13 protein-coding genes and 1 CRISPR repeat array are annotated in these 14,780 nt (G+C 52.8%); of the genes, 6 read left to right on the top strand and 7 right to left on the bottom strand.

What is annotated here, in order from left to right:
• Positions 1–71 precede the first annotated feature (71 nt).
• The gene (locus HRU78_14295; protein QOJ24669.1) at positions 72–1,472 is read left to right on the top strand and encodes an insulinase family protein; all 1,401 of its coding nucleotides are present in this window, start codon (positions 72–74) and stop codon (positions 1,470–1,472) included.
• Between the two features lie 106 nt (positions 1,473–1,578).
• Here HRU78_14295 and HRU78_14290 read toward each other — a convergent pair whose 3' ends face one another.
• Positions 1,579–1,938, bottom strand: coding sequence for an EF-hand domain-containing protein (locus HRU78_14290; protein QOJ24668.1), 360 nt, complete (start codon positions 1,936–1,938; stop codon positions 1,579–1,581).
• 144 nt (positions 1,939–2,082) lie between these two features.
• Positions 2,083–2,628, bottom strand: a complete 546-nt coding sequence (gene orn, locus HRU78_14285; protein ID QOJ25082.1) for an oligoribonuclease — start codon at positions 2,626–2,628, stop codon at positions 2,083–2,085.
• 258 nt (positions 2,629–2,886) lie between these two features.
• On the opposite strand from orn, the gene HRU78_14280 reads away from it, so the two are divergent.
• The 3 genes from HRU78_14280 (at position 2,887) to rsgA (ending at position 5,395) form a co-directional block, all read left to right on the top strand.
• The gene (locus tag HRU78_14280; GenBank protein QOJ24667.1) at positions 2,887–4,143 is read left to right on the top strand and encodes a M48 family metallopeptidase; all 1,257 of its coding nucleotides are present in this window, start codon (positions 2,887–2,889) and stop codon (positions 4,141–4,143) included.
• On the top strand, positions 4,140–4,481 hold the full coding sequence (locus tag HRU78_14275) for a 4a-hydroxytetrahydrobiopterin dehydratase (GenBank protein QOJ24666.1): 342 nt from the start codon (positions 4,140–4,142) through the stop codon (positions 4,479–4,481). Before HRU78_14280 ends, HRU78_14275 begins: the two co-directional genes overlap by 4 nt.
• Before the next feature lie 116 nt (positions 4,482–4,597).
• Positions 4,598–5,395 carry a ribosome small subunit-dependent GTPase A gene (gene rsgA / locus HRU78_14270; GenBank protein QOJ25081.1) on the top strand — a complete coding sequence of 266 codons (798 nt, stop codon included), beginning with the start codon at positions 4,598–4,600 and terminating at the stop codon, positions 5,393–5,395.
• A gap of 146 nt (positions 5,396–5,541) precedes the next feature.
• A CRISPR array of direct repeats spans positions 5,542–11,084; the repeat unit is 37 nt; unit sequence GTTTCAATCCTCGCCCGGCTTGGGAGCCGGGCGCTAC.
• Between the two features lie 178 nt (positions 11,085–11,262).
• On the opposite strand, the gene cas2 is transcribed toward rsgA, so the two are convergent.
• Positions 11,263–11,553: a CRISPR-associated endonuclease Cas2 gene (gene cas2 / locus HRU78_14265; GenBank protein QOJ24665.1), complete on the bottom strand. Its 291-nt coding sequence runs from the start codon at positions 11,551–11,553 to the stop codon at positions 11,263–11,265.
• 2 nt (positions 11,554–11,555) lie between these two features.
• Complete coding sequence (gene cas1c / locus HRU78_14260) at positions 11,556–12,590, bottom strand: type I-C CRISPR-associated endonuclease Cas1 (protein QOJ24664.1); 1,035 nt, start codon at positions 12,588–12,590, stop codon at positions 11,556–11,558.
• Positions 12,591–12,639: 49 nt separating this feature from the next.
• Between cas1c and HRU78_14255 the strand changes: the two genes are divergently transcribed.
• Entirely contained in the window at positions 12,640–12,957 is a 318-nt protein-coding gene (locus HRU78_14255; protein ID QOJ24663.1) for a ribbon-helix-helix protein, CopG family, read from the top strand.
• On the top strand, positions 12,945–13,319 hold the full coding sequence (locus tag HRU78_14250; protein QOJ24662.1) for a type II toxin-antitoxin system PemK/MazF family toxin: 375 nt from the start codon (positions 12,945–12,947) through the stop codon (positions 13,317–13,319). The genes HRU78_14255 and HRU78_14250 overlap by 13 nt, the downstream gene beginning before the upstream one ends.
• On the opposite strand, the gene cas4 is transcribed toward HRU78_14250, so the two are convergent.
• Genes cas4 through HRU78_14235 form a run of 3 tightly spaced genes read right to left on the bottom strand, consistent with a single transcriptional unit; the run spans position 13,303 to position 14,660 of the window.
• Positions 13,303–13,902, bottom strand: a complete 600-nt coding sequence (cas4, locus tag HRU78_14245) for a CRISPR-associated protein Cas4 (protein QOJ25080.1) — start codon at positions 13,900–13,902, stop codon at positions 13,303–13,305. The two genes, HRU78_14250 and cas4, sit on opposite strands and share 17 nt — an antisense overlap.
• Before the next feature lie 25 nt (positions 13,903–13,927).
• Positions 13,928–14,323: a HEPN domain-containing protein gene (locus HRU78_14240; protein ID QOJ24661.1), complete on the bottom strand. Its 396-nt coding sequence runs from the start codon at positions 14,321–14,323 to the stop codon at positions 13,928–13,930.
• Complete coding sequence (locus tag HRU78_14235; GenBank protein QOJ24660.1) at positions 14,310–14,660, bottom strand: nucleotidyltransferase domain-containing protein; 351 nt, start codon at positions 14,658–14,660, stop codon at positions 14,310–14,312. The genes HRU78_14240 and HRU78_14235 overlap by 14 nt, the downstream gene beginning before the upstream one ends.
• Positions 14,661–14,780 lie beyond the last annotated feature (120 nt).

The following is a 14,780-nucleotide window of genomic DNA, read 5'->3' as shown; positions in this document are numbered from 1 at the left end:
TTCTACTGATAACCATTGGAAATTCTCAAAGTCTAATTTTATTCTGTTTACTTACATTTTGGTTGGTAAAAATGAAACCTGATGATTGTTTTACTTTGTTTCGCCTTTTCTCTTTTTCCGCACTGTTTACCGCGGCTGTGCTGATTTCATCTTCGGCGCTCGCCAATCCGCATGAATATTTACTCGATAATGGCTTGAGACTGATTGTTAAGCAGGATCATCGCTCACCGGTCGTGGTGACGCAAATCTGGTACAAAGCAGGCAGCATTGATGAAGTAAACGGTGTTACCGGTGTGGCGCATGTGCTGGAGCACATGATGTTCAAAGGTACGAAGAAAGTTCCGGGCGGGGAATTTTCCAAGCGGATCGCGGCTGCAGGCGGACGGGAAAATGCCTTCACCAGTTACGACTACACCGCTTATTATCAGCAATTGCACAAAGACCACTTGCCGATGGCAATGGAGCTGGAAGCGGACCGCATGCGCAACCTGATTCTGACTGAGGAAGAGTTTGCAAAAGAAATCAAAGTGGTGATGGAAGAACGGCGCTTGCGCACCGATGACCAAGCGCGTTCATTGCTGTATGAGAAGATGATGGCGGTCGCGTACCAATCGCATCCGTACAAAAATCCGATTATCGGCTGGATGAATGATCTGGAAAACATGGGAGTTGAAGATGCGCAGGATTGGTACGATCGCTGGTATGCGCCCAATAACGCCATATTGATTGTCGTCGGCGATGTCGATGCCAATGAGGTGTTCAGGTTGGCGCAAAAAAACTATGGTGTTATCCCTAAGAGCTCTGCACCGCCGTTCAATGCGCGTAAACCTCAAACAGAGCCGCCGCAAACCGGCACCAAACGGATCATCGTCAAAGCACCGGCGGAACTGCCCTACCTCATGATGGGTTATCATACACCGGCGATTAGAAACGTCATGGCGGACTGGGAGCCGTATGCGCTGGAGATATTGGAGGGCGTGCTGGACGGCCACGCATCGGCCAGATTGAACAAGAATCTGGTGCGGGAAAGTCAGATCGCCAATTCGGCCAATGCGGGTTATAGCGCAATGGCGCGCGGCCCGAGCATGTTCTTTCTGAGCGCGGTACCGCGTACCGGCAAAACCGTTGCCGAGCTGGAGCAAGCGCTGCGCAAAGAAATTGAAAAAATCGTCAAAGACGGTGTTACCGAGGAAGAATTGGCACGGGTCAAGGCGCAAGTTGTCGCCGGTCATGTGTATCAGCGCGATTCCATTTTTTCCCAAGCGATGCAACTGGGCAGACTGGAAAGCACGGGATTATCCTACCGCGATATCGATGTCATCCTGGAAAAATTGAAAGCGGTAACAACAGCACAAATACGCGAGGTCGCGAAAAAATATTTCAATGACGACAGCCTGACCGTGGCAGTGCTGGATCCGCAACCGTTAGAGCAAAAGAAACCGGTGAAAGCACCGAGTGGTTTAAGACACTGAGCCGGTTAAATTCCAGTGAAGCATCGGCAGCCGCTCAAAGTGCAATAATCTGAATTTGGGCGGCTGGCTGAATAGAACTAGGGATTTGTTGAGCGTCTAGGTACTTTTATTTTTTCGGTTCGTCATGCGCATGCGCGTCATCGTCGTGTTTGTGCATATGATCCATCATGCGGTGCATTTCCTCGCGGTCAATGAAACCATCCTTATTGACATCTTTTTTGTCAAATATGGCTTCATGGTGCTTCATGAACTCTTCCTTGCTGATTTTGCCATCCTTATTCGTGTCGACAGCCGACATGTGCTCACATTGGTGACCGTGCTGATCGCCGGATTTCGCATTCCCATGACTATGACCGGATGCTTGTCCGCTTTGTGTGACATCGGCAGCCAAAGCCGTAGTTGCGTTGACTGCGAGTAAGAAGGTTGCTGCAACAGCGGCAGAAAGCACATTTCTTTTAAGGCTCATCTTGTTTCTCCTAAATGAGAGGGTGAGTGAATGAAAAATCAAAATTTTCTTCCGGCTTTTAGAAAACGGCGCTAACGGGAAAGTTCGGAAGACGATGACAGCATTTCGCGATGCAGTAAGCAAAGCATGGCGCTCACTGTTGTTTCAGGCAACGATAAAATGCTGGCGGTAATACTTCAATTCATTGATGGAATCATAAATATCCGCCAACGCTTCATGCTTGCTTTCTTTGCTGAGTCCGCCTGCGATCCCGGGTTTCCAGCGTTTGACCAATTCTTTTAAAGTGCTGACATCGAGGTTGCGGTAATGAAAGTAGGCTTCCAGTTGCGGCATCGAGCGCACCATGAAGCGCCGGTCCTGGCAGATGGAATTGCCGCACATCGGTGACACGCCCACGGGCACATGCAGTTTCAGAAATTCGATCAGTTGTGCTTCCACTTCCGCCTCGCTGAGTCGTGAAGCTTTCACCTTGCCGATCAAGCCGGATTTGGAATGCGTCGATTGATTCCATTTATCCATACCGTTCAGCACCTCATCCGATTGATGTACGACCAAAACCGGCCCTTCGGCTATGGTGTTGAGCTGCGAATCGGTGATAACCAAAGCGACTTCAATGATGCGGTCGGTATCCGGATTGAGCCCGGTCATTTCCATATCGATCCAGATGAGGTTATTGCTATCTTGTGCCATAATGATTTCTGTTTTTTTGAATGTAATGCGTTTAATTGTGTCATATCGCCATCTGTCCGTCACTTTTAAACCAACGAGGGAAATGCCGGTTTATTTTGCGATGCTCATTTAATCTCTGCGGGTTCAATTCCCCGCCCCTTGGGGCGAAAGCTGGTTGAAAAACCAGCAGATTGAAGAACGCAGTTAATACCCCGCTGCTTGCGGCGGGGTGCTTTATTGTCACGTGAAGTTGAACTTCCAAACTCAAGATAATTGATTATGCAAACATTTACATTGATTTTTCTGATTGCGCTAGTGCTTACGACATTAACCCAGATCTGGCTGGCCGCAAGGCATATCCGCTATGTGCGTGCGCATCAGGACAAGGTGCCGGAAGAGTTTTCCGGTCAGATCAGCCTGAGCGATCACCGCAAAGCAGCGGATTACACCTGTGCCAAAACACGCATGAATTATCCGGGTATCCTGTTGCATGTCGTGTTATTGCTCGCCTTTACACTGGGCGGCGGTTTAAATGCCTTGAGCGGATTCTGGGCCGGTTGGCTGGGTGATCCATTGATGCATGGCATGGCGTTGATCATCAACGCATTTTTGCTGATGAGCCTGACTGAGCTGCCGCTGAGCTATTACCGCACGTTTGTGATCGAAGAGCGATACGGTTTCAATAAAATGACGCCGGCCATGTTTTTCACCGATCTGATCAAGCAAGCCGCACTGGGTTTGTTGCTCGGCGCGCCGCTGTTGTTCTGCGTGCTGTGGTTGATGGAAAAAATGGGTGAAAGCTGGTGGTTGTATGCTTGGTTTGCCTGGATCGTTTTCAATTTATTTGTCCTGGCGATTTTTCCAACTTGGATCGCACCTTTGTTTAACAAATTTACACCACTGGAAGATGCCACGCTCAAAACACGCATTGAGCAACTGATGAGCAAATGCGGCTTCAAGGCCAGCGGCTTGTTCGTTATGGACGGCTCACGCCGTAGCAATCACGGCAATGCATATTTCACTGGCTTCGGCAAAACCAAGCGCATCGTTTTTTTTGATACGTTATTGGCGCGCCTCAATCCAAGCGAAATCGAAGCAGTGCTGGCGCACGAGTTGGGGCATTTCAAGCATCGCCATGTCATTAAGCGCATCGCGGTATCGTTTGCGATGAGTTTGGCATTTCTCTGGTTATTGGGTTATTTGATGCAGCAAGGCTGGTTCTATCAAGGCTTGGGGGTGGACGTTGCCACCGTGCCGTCGACGGCGATGGCGCTTTTATTGTTTTTTTTGGTGATGCCGGTGTTTACGTTCCTGCTGCACCCCATTTCAAGCCTTTACTCACGTAAGCACGAGTTTGAAGCCGATGCCTATGCGGCGCAAAATTCCTCTGCAGACGATCTAGTTCGTGCACTGGTCAAGTTGTATCAGGACAATGCGGCTACACTGACGCCGGATCCGCTGCATTCGGCTTTTTACGATTCTCATCCGCCCGCATCGATCCGTGTGGCGCACTTACAAAGCCAGGGGCAAGCATGAACACGGCCGTCTGCGATTTGACATCCAAGCAATGCAAACCATGCGAAGGCGGCGTGCCACCGCTTTCCGGCGCTGAGGTAACCGCTTTCCTGCAGCAAGTGGAGGGCTGGCAGCTGCAAGACAAGCGCATCAGCAAAACCTACGCGTTCAAGAATTACTATCAAACCATGGCGTTTGTGAACGCCGTGGCATGGATTTCCCATCGTGAGGATCATCATCCGGATATGCTGGTCGGTTACAATCAATGTGTAATCACATACACCACGCATGCCATCGGCGGGTTATCCGAAAATGATTTCATCTGTGCGGCAAAAATCGACAAGTTGTTTACCATTTGAGTATTCACCGGCAAGATTCAAAGCGCAAGGACGTGCCTTTAACCGGACAAGTGGTTGCCGCATTTGGCAGGCATTATTCGGTTGAAACCGTAGCAGGCGAGATCGTATCCTGTGTCATGCGCGGCAAGAAGGGCGGCGTGGCATGCGGTGATCACGTCGAGCTACAGCGGGCTGCTGCCGGGCAAGGTGTCATTGAAGCGATAAAGCCGCGCACGTCACTGTTATACCGTAGCGACGCCTTCAAGGAAAAAATCATCGCCGCCAATGTCACGCAAATCATCATCGTCGTTGCGGCCGTGCCAAGTTTCAGCGAAGAATTGATCAGCCGCTGCCTGGTAGCCGCCGAAAGTGAAAACATTGAAGTATTGATCGTACTGAACAAAGCCGATCTCGTGGAACCGGCGCAAACGGCGATGAAAACACTCTCGCTGTATCAGGAGCTTGGTTATAGCGTACTGCAATTGAGCGCGATACAGGATGTTGCGGCGCTGCGGCCTTGTTTAACAGGCCACCTCAGCGTTTTGGCCGGTCAATCCGGCATGGGTAAATCCACACTGCTCAATGCCTTGATCCCGGAAGCCCGCCGCGCCATCGCGGAAATTTCCGTGGCGCTCGACTCCGGCACACACACCACCACGCACTCGCAGCTCTATCATCTTGATGAAAACAGCGCCATCATCGATTCTCCCGGTTTCCAGGAATTCGGCTTGAATCATATCAAAGAAGAAAATCTGGCTTGGGGTTTCATCGAATTTCATCCATTCATCGGACACTGCAAATTCAGCAATTGCCGCCACCTCGAGGAACCCAGCTGTGCCGTGATGCAGGCAGTGCAGCAGGGAAAAATCGACCAGAAAAGACTGGGGTTTTATCATCGGCTGCTACGGTTGGATAGCACTGCGGGCAGGGCTTGAATCACGTCGTAGTTGGAATGATTTGGAACTCGCCGTGTCCATGACGAAGCCTATTGCAATACGTGCGCATTGTGCTTTCATGTTGCCAGTTGATACTATGTCGATTGGTGTGAGAAGGATCGGTTTAAACTGCCAAGACCGATTTAGTTTCAATCCTCGCCCGGCTTGGGAGCCGGGCGCTACTATCTGATAATCTATAAGATATGATATTTGGTTTGTTTCAATCCTCGCCCGGCTTGGGAGCCGGGCGCTACGCGCGTCAATGTTCCGGCGAGCTGCTTGGCATCAGTTTCAATCCTCGCCCGGCTTGGGAGCCGGGCGCTACACCGTTTATCCAATTGCGCTGTAACATTTGTTGAGTTTCAATCCTCGCCCGGCTTGGGAGCCGGGCGCTACTTCCGTTCCCGAATTTGTATTTAGTGTCCCCGTAGTTTCAATCCTCGCCCGGCTTGGGAGCCGGGCGCTACCCCTTACCCTCTTTTTTACCCAGGTTGGAGATTTTGTTTCAATCCTCGCCCGGCTTGGGAGCCGGGCGCTACGCGGCAAAGGCACACCGCTACCAGTGTTTTGCGGGTTTCAATCCTCGCCCGGCTTGGGAGCCGGGCGCTACTTGGGTAGGAAAGCGGGTTCCCGTTCGCGGTTTGTTTCAATCCTCGCCCGGCTTGGGAGCCGGGCGCTACACAAAACGAAATGAAAATGGGCGAGCAATTGACAGTTTCAATCCTCGCCCGGCTTGGGAGCCGGGCGCTACTCCCCGAATTCGTATTTAGCGTCCCCGCCGAGTCGTTTCAATCCTCGCCCGGCTTGGGAGCCGGGCGCTACTGATTGCTAAGGGTAGTAGCAGTAGCGGGCCCGCTGTTTCAATCCTCGCCCGGCTTGGGAGCCGGGCGCTACGTGGTTCTAAATTTTGCCTAACATTATACAAAGGTTTCAATCCTCGCCCGGCTTGGGAGCCGGGCGCTACAGTCGCGAGCGGAAGTGATATTACCGGGGGCGACGGTTTCAATCCTCGCCCGGCTTGGGAGCCGGGCGCTACCCCTTGGTATATCTCACCTCATCAACGTAACCGATGTTTCAATCCTCGCCCGGCTTGGGAGCCGGGCGCTACCCGCGGTGACTGATGTCATGGCACAACATAAGATGTTTCAATCCTCGCCCGGCTTGGGAGCCGGGCGCTACCGCAAAAATTTTACATTTACAAATTGATCGACAAGTTTCAATCCTCGCCCGGCTTGGGAGCCGGGCGCTACGGAATAATACCTTATGTTGTAATTCCGAGCGGTAAGGTTTCAATCCTCGCCCGGCTTGGGAGCCGGGCGCTACACGCTCCGACGGCGGAAAACGTTTTTACAAACCTGGGTTTCAATCCTCGCCCGGCTTGGGAGCCGGGCGCTACCCACAACCCGGCGCGCATAGAGACAAACAAAAATGTTTCAATCCTCGCCCGGCTTGGGAGCCGGGCGCTACACCTTAACCAGCACCTCTAAATCTTCATCCATAGTGTTTCAATCCTCGCCCGGCTTGGGAGCCGGGCGCTACATACCTTTACCAGCGGACAGCATTTGATAGCGATGTTTCAATCCTCGCCCGGCTTGGGAGCCGGGCGCTACCACATGATAGCGGCGCGTTATCCGCTTTATCATCGTTTCAATCCTCGCCCGGCTTGGGAGCCGGGCGCTACTGGCAGGCATTAAAATAACGGATCAAAATAGAGAGGTTTCAATCCTCGCCCGGCTTGGGAGCCGGGCGCTACCGCAAAGAAATGCGAATTATATTCAGGCGCAAAAAGTTTCAATCCTCGCCCGGCTTGGGAGCCGGGCGCTACGCGGGCCGTAGCGCTGCATGGCTACTTCCGCCAGGTTTCAATCCTCGCCCGGCTTGGGAGCCGGGCGCTACAATCAATCAGGATGCCTAAGAGCGTAGTTGCGTCGTTTCAATCCTCGCCCGGCTTGGGAGCCGGGCGCTACGCTCCGGTGATATTGGACATACTGAACCGCGCAGGTTTCAATCCTCGCCCGGCTTGGGAGCCGGGCGCTACCTGATTTCAGCTTAAACCGTATCAATGCGAATCTGTTTCAATCCTCGCCCGGCTTGGGAGCCGGGCGCTACATACCAACAAAATCAACAAAAAGTGGGAAATCATGTTTCAATCCTCGCCCGGCTTGGGAGCCGGGCGCTACATGCGTACCAAGGGCATCCCGATGCTGGGGCATGGTTTCAATCCTCGCCCGGCTTGGGAGCCGGGCGCTACGTTATGACCATCCTCAAGCGCACATCAAATTAGTTGTTTCAATCCTCGCCCGGCTTGGGAGCCGGGCGCTACGTGAGCAATCTGTCATTGACATAGACTTAACCGGGGTTTCAATCCTCGCCCGGCTTGGGAGCCGGGCGCTACATCATTTCCGCAGAAAACCAAAAGAAATTAATCGATGTTTCAATCCTCGCCCGGCTTGGGAGCCGGGCGCTACACGGTGGGAAAGGACGCCCGATGTGGCGCAAGAAGTTTCAATCCTCGCCCGGCTTGGGAGCCGGGCGCTACGCGGATGCGCTGATCTTTAGGCTCTTCGTCGATATGTTTCAATCCTCGCCCGGCTTGGGAGCCGGGCGCTACGGAGGCTCAATCCTGAAGCGTAACCTTCTACGAAGTTTCAATCCTCGCCCGGCTTGGGAGCCGGGCGCTACTGATTTTATTTTTCTGCAAATGAGTTGCTCAACCAGTTTCAATCCTCGCCCGGCTTGGGAGCCGGGCGCTACCGCCGAGAGCTTGCGTAGTGGATTTCCCATGGACAAGTTTCAATCCTCGCCCGGCTTGGGAGCCGGGCGCTACCGTAATTGCTTCAGTGTTTCCTGATGATAGGCAAGTTTCAATCCTCGCCCGGCTTGGGAGCCGGGCGCTACTTGATCATCCGGCAACCGACACACCTCAGCTAGGATGTTTCAATCCTCGCCCGGCTTGGGAGCCGGGCGCTACACGGGAACTTATGGTAAGGCGTCCAGTCCGGCTGGTTTCAATCCTCGCCCGGCTTGGGAGCCGGGCGCTACATGGACGTCAATTTAACAAATGATGATTTACAAGCGTTTCAATCCTCGCCCGGCTTGGGAGCCGGGCGCTACCGCGCTGCTGTCGAATCCTACGCAAGCCAAATATCTGTTTCAATCCTCGCCCGGCTTGGGAGCCGGGCGCTACAAGCGCCGTGGAATGCTATCAAGCAAATTTCTGTGTTTCAATCCTCGCCCGGCTTGGGAGCCGGGCGCTACCCTTTCAGCACGACCTTTGCCGCGTCGCTCGCAAATGTTTCAATCCTCGCCCGGCTTGGGAGCCGGGCGCTACATGGCGCCAGCCACATTACCGGCAACATTACCCAGTTTCAATCCTCGCCCGGCTTGGGAGCCGGGCGCTACATTTATTACCAACCCTCTTTTTAAAGATGCATTGGGTTTCAATCCTCGCCCGGCTTGGGAGCCGGGCGCTACTTAATGTCTAACCCTGAGTTAGCGTGCAGCGGAGGTTTCAATCCTCGCCCGGCTTGGGAGCCGGGCGCTACGATGTACGCTACGCGAACAACGTCGATATCGGAAGTTTCAATCCTCGCCCGGCTTGGGAGCCGGGCGCTACCCGATGGATTCGTTGTTAAGAACTGTAGTGTTTAGTTTCAATCCTCGCCCGGCTTGGGAGCCGGGCGCTACCGGTTTCGCCGTGGTAGGGTTCCAGGTCATGGCTGTTTCAATCCTCGCCCGGCTTGGGAGCCGGGCGCTACCGCAGTTCGGCTTGCAGTGCCGAGAGTTCTTCGAGTTTCAATCCTCGCCCGGCTTGGGAGCCGGGCGCTACCTCCATCACCAAAACCTACGTGAAGGACGTGACTGTTTCAATCCTCGCCCGGCTTGGGAGCCGGGCGCTACATCGATTGTGATGTTGTTACTGACGCGGTGGATGCTGTTTCAATCCTCGCCCGGCTTGGGAGCCGGGCGCTACGACTACATAACCACAGCAATTGCATCGGTCACGGGTTTCAATCCTCGCCCGGCTTGGGAGCCGGGCGCTACTCTCTATTAAGGTGCCTTGCGTGAATTCTGAATTCAGTTTCAATCCTCGCCCGGCTTGGGAGCCGGGCGCTACCCCACCAGAACTTTATTAATAATGTTAAATAAACGTTTCAATCCTCGCCCGGCTTGGGAGCCGGGCGCTACGGCATGTCCGGTATAGCAGGTTTTACGTTTTGCGGTTTCAATCCTCGCCCGGCTTGGGAGCCGGGCGCTACGCTGGCAAATAAGCAGTTCGTGCGGCAACAGTCTGTTTCAATCCTCGCCCGGCTTGGGAGCCGGGCGCTACCAGGAAATGAATGATTTTAAATCTCTGGTATTAGAGTTTCAATCCTCGCCCGGCTTGGGAGCCGGGCGCTACCGCACGTTCAACCATAATCAACCTGACTTTTCTATGTTTCAATCCTCGCCCGGCTTGGGAGCCGGGCGCTACCAGAAGTACATCGATGACGATAGTTTCGATCAAGTTTCAATCCTCGCCCGGCTTGGGAGCCGGGCGCTACGACATCATAGCCGGGGCAAATGTCACGGTATCTGCTGTTTCAATCCTCGCCCGGCTTGGGAGCCGGGCGCTACTTGCTTACGAAAAAGCAATGGCAACAGGAAGCGTGTTTCAATCCTCGCCCGGCTTGGGAGCCGGGCGCTACCCAAGCGTACGGGGTATGGGCGCAGGCAGAACGTGTTTCAATCCTCGCCCGGCTTGGGAGCCGGGCGCTACCTTCATGATTCATTTAAACATATCAACATTAAAAATGTTTCAATCCTCGCCCGGCTTGGGAGCCGGGCGCTACATGTTCATTTGCTCAGCAACCCATCTATTTTCTTGTTTCAATCCTCGCCCGGCTTGGGAGCCGGGCGCTACAAAATACATTACCGGTCAATCGATCAGGTGGAGCGTTTCAATCCTCGCCCGGCTTGGGAGCCGGGCGCTACCAGTGCAGGAATTGCATAAAATAAATGTTGGGCTGTTTCAATCCTCGCCCGGCTTGGGAGCCGGGCGCTACCTGAAAACCGGCAATTGTATGACCGAGTGGAACTGTTTCAATCCTCGCCCGGCTTGGGAGCCGGGCGCTACCTGACCTTCATTAAATATACGCTGTGAATACATTGGTTTCAATCCTCGCCCGGCTTGGGAGCCGGGCGCTACTATACCAAGCGGCTTTTGTAATATCAGACTGTAATGTTTCAATCCTCGCCCGGCTTGGGAGCCGGGCGCTACCGCCTAAATTATTGATGATAGCGGCGGTGAATAAAGTTTCAATCCTCGCCCGGCTTGGGAGCCGGGCGCTACCAGACATTCCCGCATTTTATTATCGGTACTATATGTTTCAATCCTCGCCCGGCTTGGGAGCCGGGCGCTACCGCAATAAACTTGTAGATATTTTGAACTTGGCAAAGTTTCAATCCTCGCCCGGCTTGGGAGCCGGGCGCTACATGCCACGTACACCAACGCCCCCACCAATCATCAGTTTCAATCCTCGCCCGGCTTGGGAGCCGGGCGCTACGCGACGCGGGTGCGCTTTCCGGTGGCTGGGTCAAGTTTCAATCCTCGCCCGGCTTGGGAGCCGGGCGCTACTACAGGAAGGATTTGCAAGCGTTGAATATTTCATTGTTTCAATCCTCGCCCGGCTTGGGAGCCGGGCGCTACAGTACTACTGCACCCTCATCATACAATAAGGAAATTTTAAATACACGCGCGGACTGGAGAAGGGGAGGGATTTTTGCAGATCATTACAATCATCATTTGGAAGTTATCTCTAATATTCATGGTTTTATTAATTGCGCGAACTGACCGGGATTTTGCGGTTGCTTGTGATTCGCGCATGCTAGGCAATCAATGAGCCGTCAAAATCAATAGCCTTGAATTTTCCGTATTCTTTGACATGCAAATCGACGGGTTCCGTCAGACGATAGAGTCGCAGGTTATCTTCTTTCTCGTCGATTTCCGCCAGCAATCTGCGCTCCAGTTCTTCGTATTGCATCAGGCTGACTTTGCACTCGAAAACCGATTTCTGCACACGCTGCCCGATTCCTTCGCAAATTTTGGCGACACGCCGCAATCTTCTGCGGCCTTCCTTAGTTTCGGTTGAAACATCGTAGGTAACGATAATGAGCATGGCTATTTCACCAGAAAGGGGATGTATCCGTCCATGTCACCGCGAATGGTGCGCGCCATGAAACGCGCTTGCAGTTGCGGCAATAATCCGAACGGTACTTTGGTTTCCAGCAATGGATGCGTGATTTCTTCCTGCTTGCGTTCTTGATACGCTGTTACTACGATTTTCCGCGCGTCATTTTCCAGATACACCGCGCCACCTTCGCGTAACTGCAAATCCCGATCGGTAATCTGGCCGCGATTAATCAGCGTCAGGGCCAACCGGTCGGCAAAAATGGATCGGAACTCTTCCATCAAATCCAGTGCTAATGCCGCTCTGCCGGGACGCACACTGTGCAAGAAACCCAGCTGCGGATCGAGACCGACACTTTCGAGCGCCGAGCGGCAATCGTTCATCACCATGGAATAAAGAAATGACAATAACGCATTAAAGCGGTCACGCGGCGGTCTACGGGTTCGACCCTCCATGGTGAAATGCTCACGGATATTGCGCCGCACTAAACTTGGCAATGCCGAGAAGTAAACTTTGGCAGCATCGCCTTCAACACCGCGCACCACATCCAGATCCGCAGCTACCGCCAGATTACGTATGGAACCGGCCAATGCTTCCGATGCCTGGCTAAGTATTTTTTGATCTTGTTCATCCGTCGTTTCACGCGCACCGCGCTGCAACACCTGGCGGCAATTGCGTAATTTCCCGGCAATCACCGCTTTAGCTATCGCCAGCGCGAACGGCTCCTCCGCCGCTTTACGGTGCTGCGCCTGGCGCAACAGAATATTGCCGCTGACCGCACCTTCCAGCCGGGCTTTAAACCGTCCATTCGTATCCAGCAACACCAAACCGATGCCATCATCGGCACAGCGATGCATCAATGCCGGGGAGACCATGACATTGCCAAAGCAAACGAGTGTGCCCAAGTGATGCAGCGGTACTTGGAGCTTCTTTTGCCGCTCCACGTCGATGCGCACGGTATCGTTCTCCAAGTGCGCGTAGGCATTGGGTGTCATGATGTAGAGTGTATTGAGGATCTGGTACATTCTGTATTACAATTCGTACAGCAATTTATAACATACTGAGGAATATAGCATGACCACGCTCAATATTCGATTAACCGAGCAGATTGAACAGCGGCTTACCGAAGAAGCAGCGCGTGAAAATAAAACCCGCTCTGAAATCGCACGCGATGCATTGGACTGGTATCTGTTGGAGATCGAGAAAAAGCGTTTCATGGATCAACTCTTGGAAGAAGCACGATCAGGATATGCCATCGAAAGTATCCGGCGAGAAGCGCAAGTCATTGCCGAAGAATTTCTGCCGATTGAAAACGAAATGCTGGAGAATGTTGAGGGTCGCCTATCCGGCGGTTTGCCACATACTAAGCCTCCCGAAAAATGGTGGAAGTAATCCGCCGCGGCGAGATTTGGGTTGCCAATCTGAATCCGCCGCGCGGGCAAGAAATCGGCAAGATCCGTCCGGTTCTGGTTTTTCAGGACAATGCTCTCACCGCGATCGGAACACCGATGATCATTATCCTGCCACTGACAACACAAATCTATCCCGCATTCAAGCAATGGCGGGTAACAATCACAGCTCGTCACCGTTTGCTGAAAGACTGTCAGGTCATTGTCGATCAACCGCGAACCTTGGATCGCTCCCGATTCGGGGAAGGACCTTTGGCTACACTCAGCGAAGAAGAAATAATTTCCGTTGAACGAGCCTTTCTCGGTGTATGCGGCATGTTTCATTATGCTATTCGTCCACGTTAAACAATCCGGTCAATATTTCGTGCTGGTGGGTTTTATCCGCCAGAGCTTGGGGCTGGCAGATTTCTTTCAGCGAACACTCCTTGCAGCGCGCGTCGTTAACCGGCGGCGGTAATTTTCCGGAGACCAGCAAAGCACGCACCGCCGCCACAGTTTCCTCAACCTGCTGACGCAACGAATCGGTAATGGCCACTTCACGGCGACGACGGGAAGTGTGATGATAAATCGCACCGTGCGTCACCGGCTTTCCGGTCATTTCTTCCAGACAGATCGCCTGCGCGGCTAATTGGATATCGTCATGCGCTTTTGCACGTTTCTTACCGTGCTTGTATTCCACCGGATAAATGCGCCCATCCGGGTAAAACTCGACGACATCGCATTTGCCGATCAAACCCAAACGCTCCGACCAAACCGGCAATGCCTTTTCGCTGCGCACGCCTTCAAACGATTCATAACCGGGTTCATCGACACGTTGATGCACGGCATTGCCGCGCATGGTATGGACATTTTCATCAAACGCCTGTTCGACATGAATCAATGCGCACTGCCGCGGACAATAGCTGTAATGCTGCAAAGCGGAGAGCATGATGGGATCGTCGATATCCAAGCGCTTAACCTTGTGCGGTGATTGCGTACTCTACCTGCACCAATAAAGCCCGCACATTCTGGATTTCCATCTCGCGGTCAATCGGTTCGTCCAGTTCGGTAATACCTTCTTCGTAGCGCGCTTGAACGGCGAATATCGTGTATTGAACCAGCGGCCAATACGCGCTCACCTCAATACCTTGTATTTCCAGTAAAGCCAGTAGCCTTGCCAGCTCATGCGTCATGGGATAAGTATCGCCATGAATGCATAACCATGCTTTTAATGCTTTTTCCACCGCTTGCTGGATATGAAATCCGAAAATCTCATCTGCAAATAAAGGATTTTCCAGCATGCCGACGAGCGCATCAAAATCTTTATGCGCCATCCGCAACATTGCACGCGCCCGTTCAAGGTCGGCCATGGAGTACTTTTCCCTCGCGCACAGCCCGTCCAACCACATGATTGGTTGAACTTCTCCAATGCTCGAATTCATCACGGCTATAGAGAAGCAAATCCTTGGATATTTCCAGCCCCTTTAACGCGATATACAATCGCGCCGCTTCCTTCCTACGGCTGCGCTGTGGCGAAAATGGCTCGGTTTCAACAATGAGCAGATCGACATCGGAATCCGGCCGGGCATCACCCCGTGCTCGCGAACCAAAAAGAATGATCGTTTCCGGCGAGGCCTCACGGACAATGGTATCAACCATCTGCCGCAATAAAGCTTCTTCGTTACTGGTACTGATTGAATTGGTCATTTCGGTGCTCTTTTGTCATCAAACAATTGGCGTTTCTCATCGCTATGCCTTTCTTTCCAAGGTTACACCGGATGGCAAACCGGTTTCATTAACATTAACTTGATAATCCTCGAATGACCT

The sequence above is a fragment of the Gammaproteobacteria bacterium genome (assembly GCA_015709635.1).
GTDB lineage: Bacteria > Pseudomonadota > Gammaproteobacteria > Burkholderiales > Nitrosomonadaceae > Nitrosomonas.
Note: the sequence above shows the minus strand (reverse complement) of the source record. Positions and strands in the feature narration are given on the sequence as shown.

What these genes read in the sequence shown, in the direction of transcription:
- HRU78_14250 (QOJ24662.1), top strand. Translation starts at nt 12,945, where the DNA reads ATGGTGGAAGTAATCCGCCGCGGCGAGATTTGGGTTGCCAATCTGAAT.
- HRU78_14275 (QOJ24666.1), top strand. Translation starts at nt 4,140, where the DNA reads ATGAACACGGCCGTCTGCGATTTGACATCCAAGCAATGCAAACCATGC.
- HRU78_14240 (QOJ24661.1), bottom strand. Translation starts at nt 14,323, where the DNA reads ATGGCCGACCTTGAACGGGCGCGTGCAATGTTGCGGATGGCGCATAAA.
- HRU78_14295 (QOJ24669.1), top strand. Translation starts at nt 72, where the DNA reads ATGAAACCTGATGATTGTTTTACTTTGTTTCGCCTTTTCTCTTTTTCC.
- HRU78_14280 (QOJ24667.1), top strand. Translation starts at nt 2,887, where the DNA reads ATGCAAACATTTACATTGATTTTTCTGATTGCGCTAGTGCTTACGACA.
- HRU78_14235 (QOJ24660.1), bottom strand. Translation starts at nt 14,660, where the DNA reads ATGACCAATTCAATCAGTACCAGTAACGAAGAAGCTTTATTGCGGCAG.
- cas4 (QOJ25080.1), bottom strand. Translation starts at nt 13,902, where the DNA reads ATGCTCTCCGCTTTGCAGCATTACAGCTATTGTCCGCGGCAGTGCGCA.
- cas1c (QOJ24664.1), bottom strand. Translation starts at nt 12,590, where the DNA reads ATGTACCAGATCCTCAATACACTCTACATCATGACACCCAATGCCTAC.
- cas2 (QOJ24665.1), bottom strand. Translation starts at nt 11,553, where the DNA reads ATGCTCATTATCGTTACCTACGATGTTTCAACCGAAACTAAGGAAGGC.
- rsgA (QOJ25081.1), top strand. Translation starts at nt 4,598, where the DNA reads ATGCGCGGCAAGAAGGGCGGCGTGGCATGCGGTGATCACGTCGAGCTA.
- HRU78_14255 (QOJ24663.1), top strand. Translation starts at nt 12,640, where the DNA reads ATGACCACGCTCAATATTCGATTAACCGAGCAGATTGAACAGCGGCTT.
- orn (QOJ25082.1), bottom strand. Translation starts at nt 2,628, where the DNA reads ATGGCACAAGATAGCAATAACCTCATCTGGATCGATATGGAAATGACC.
- HRU78_14290 (QOJ24668.1), bottom strand. Translation starts at nt 1,938, where the DNA reads ATGAGCCTTAAAAGAAATGTGCTTTCTGCCGCTGTTGCAGCAACCTTC.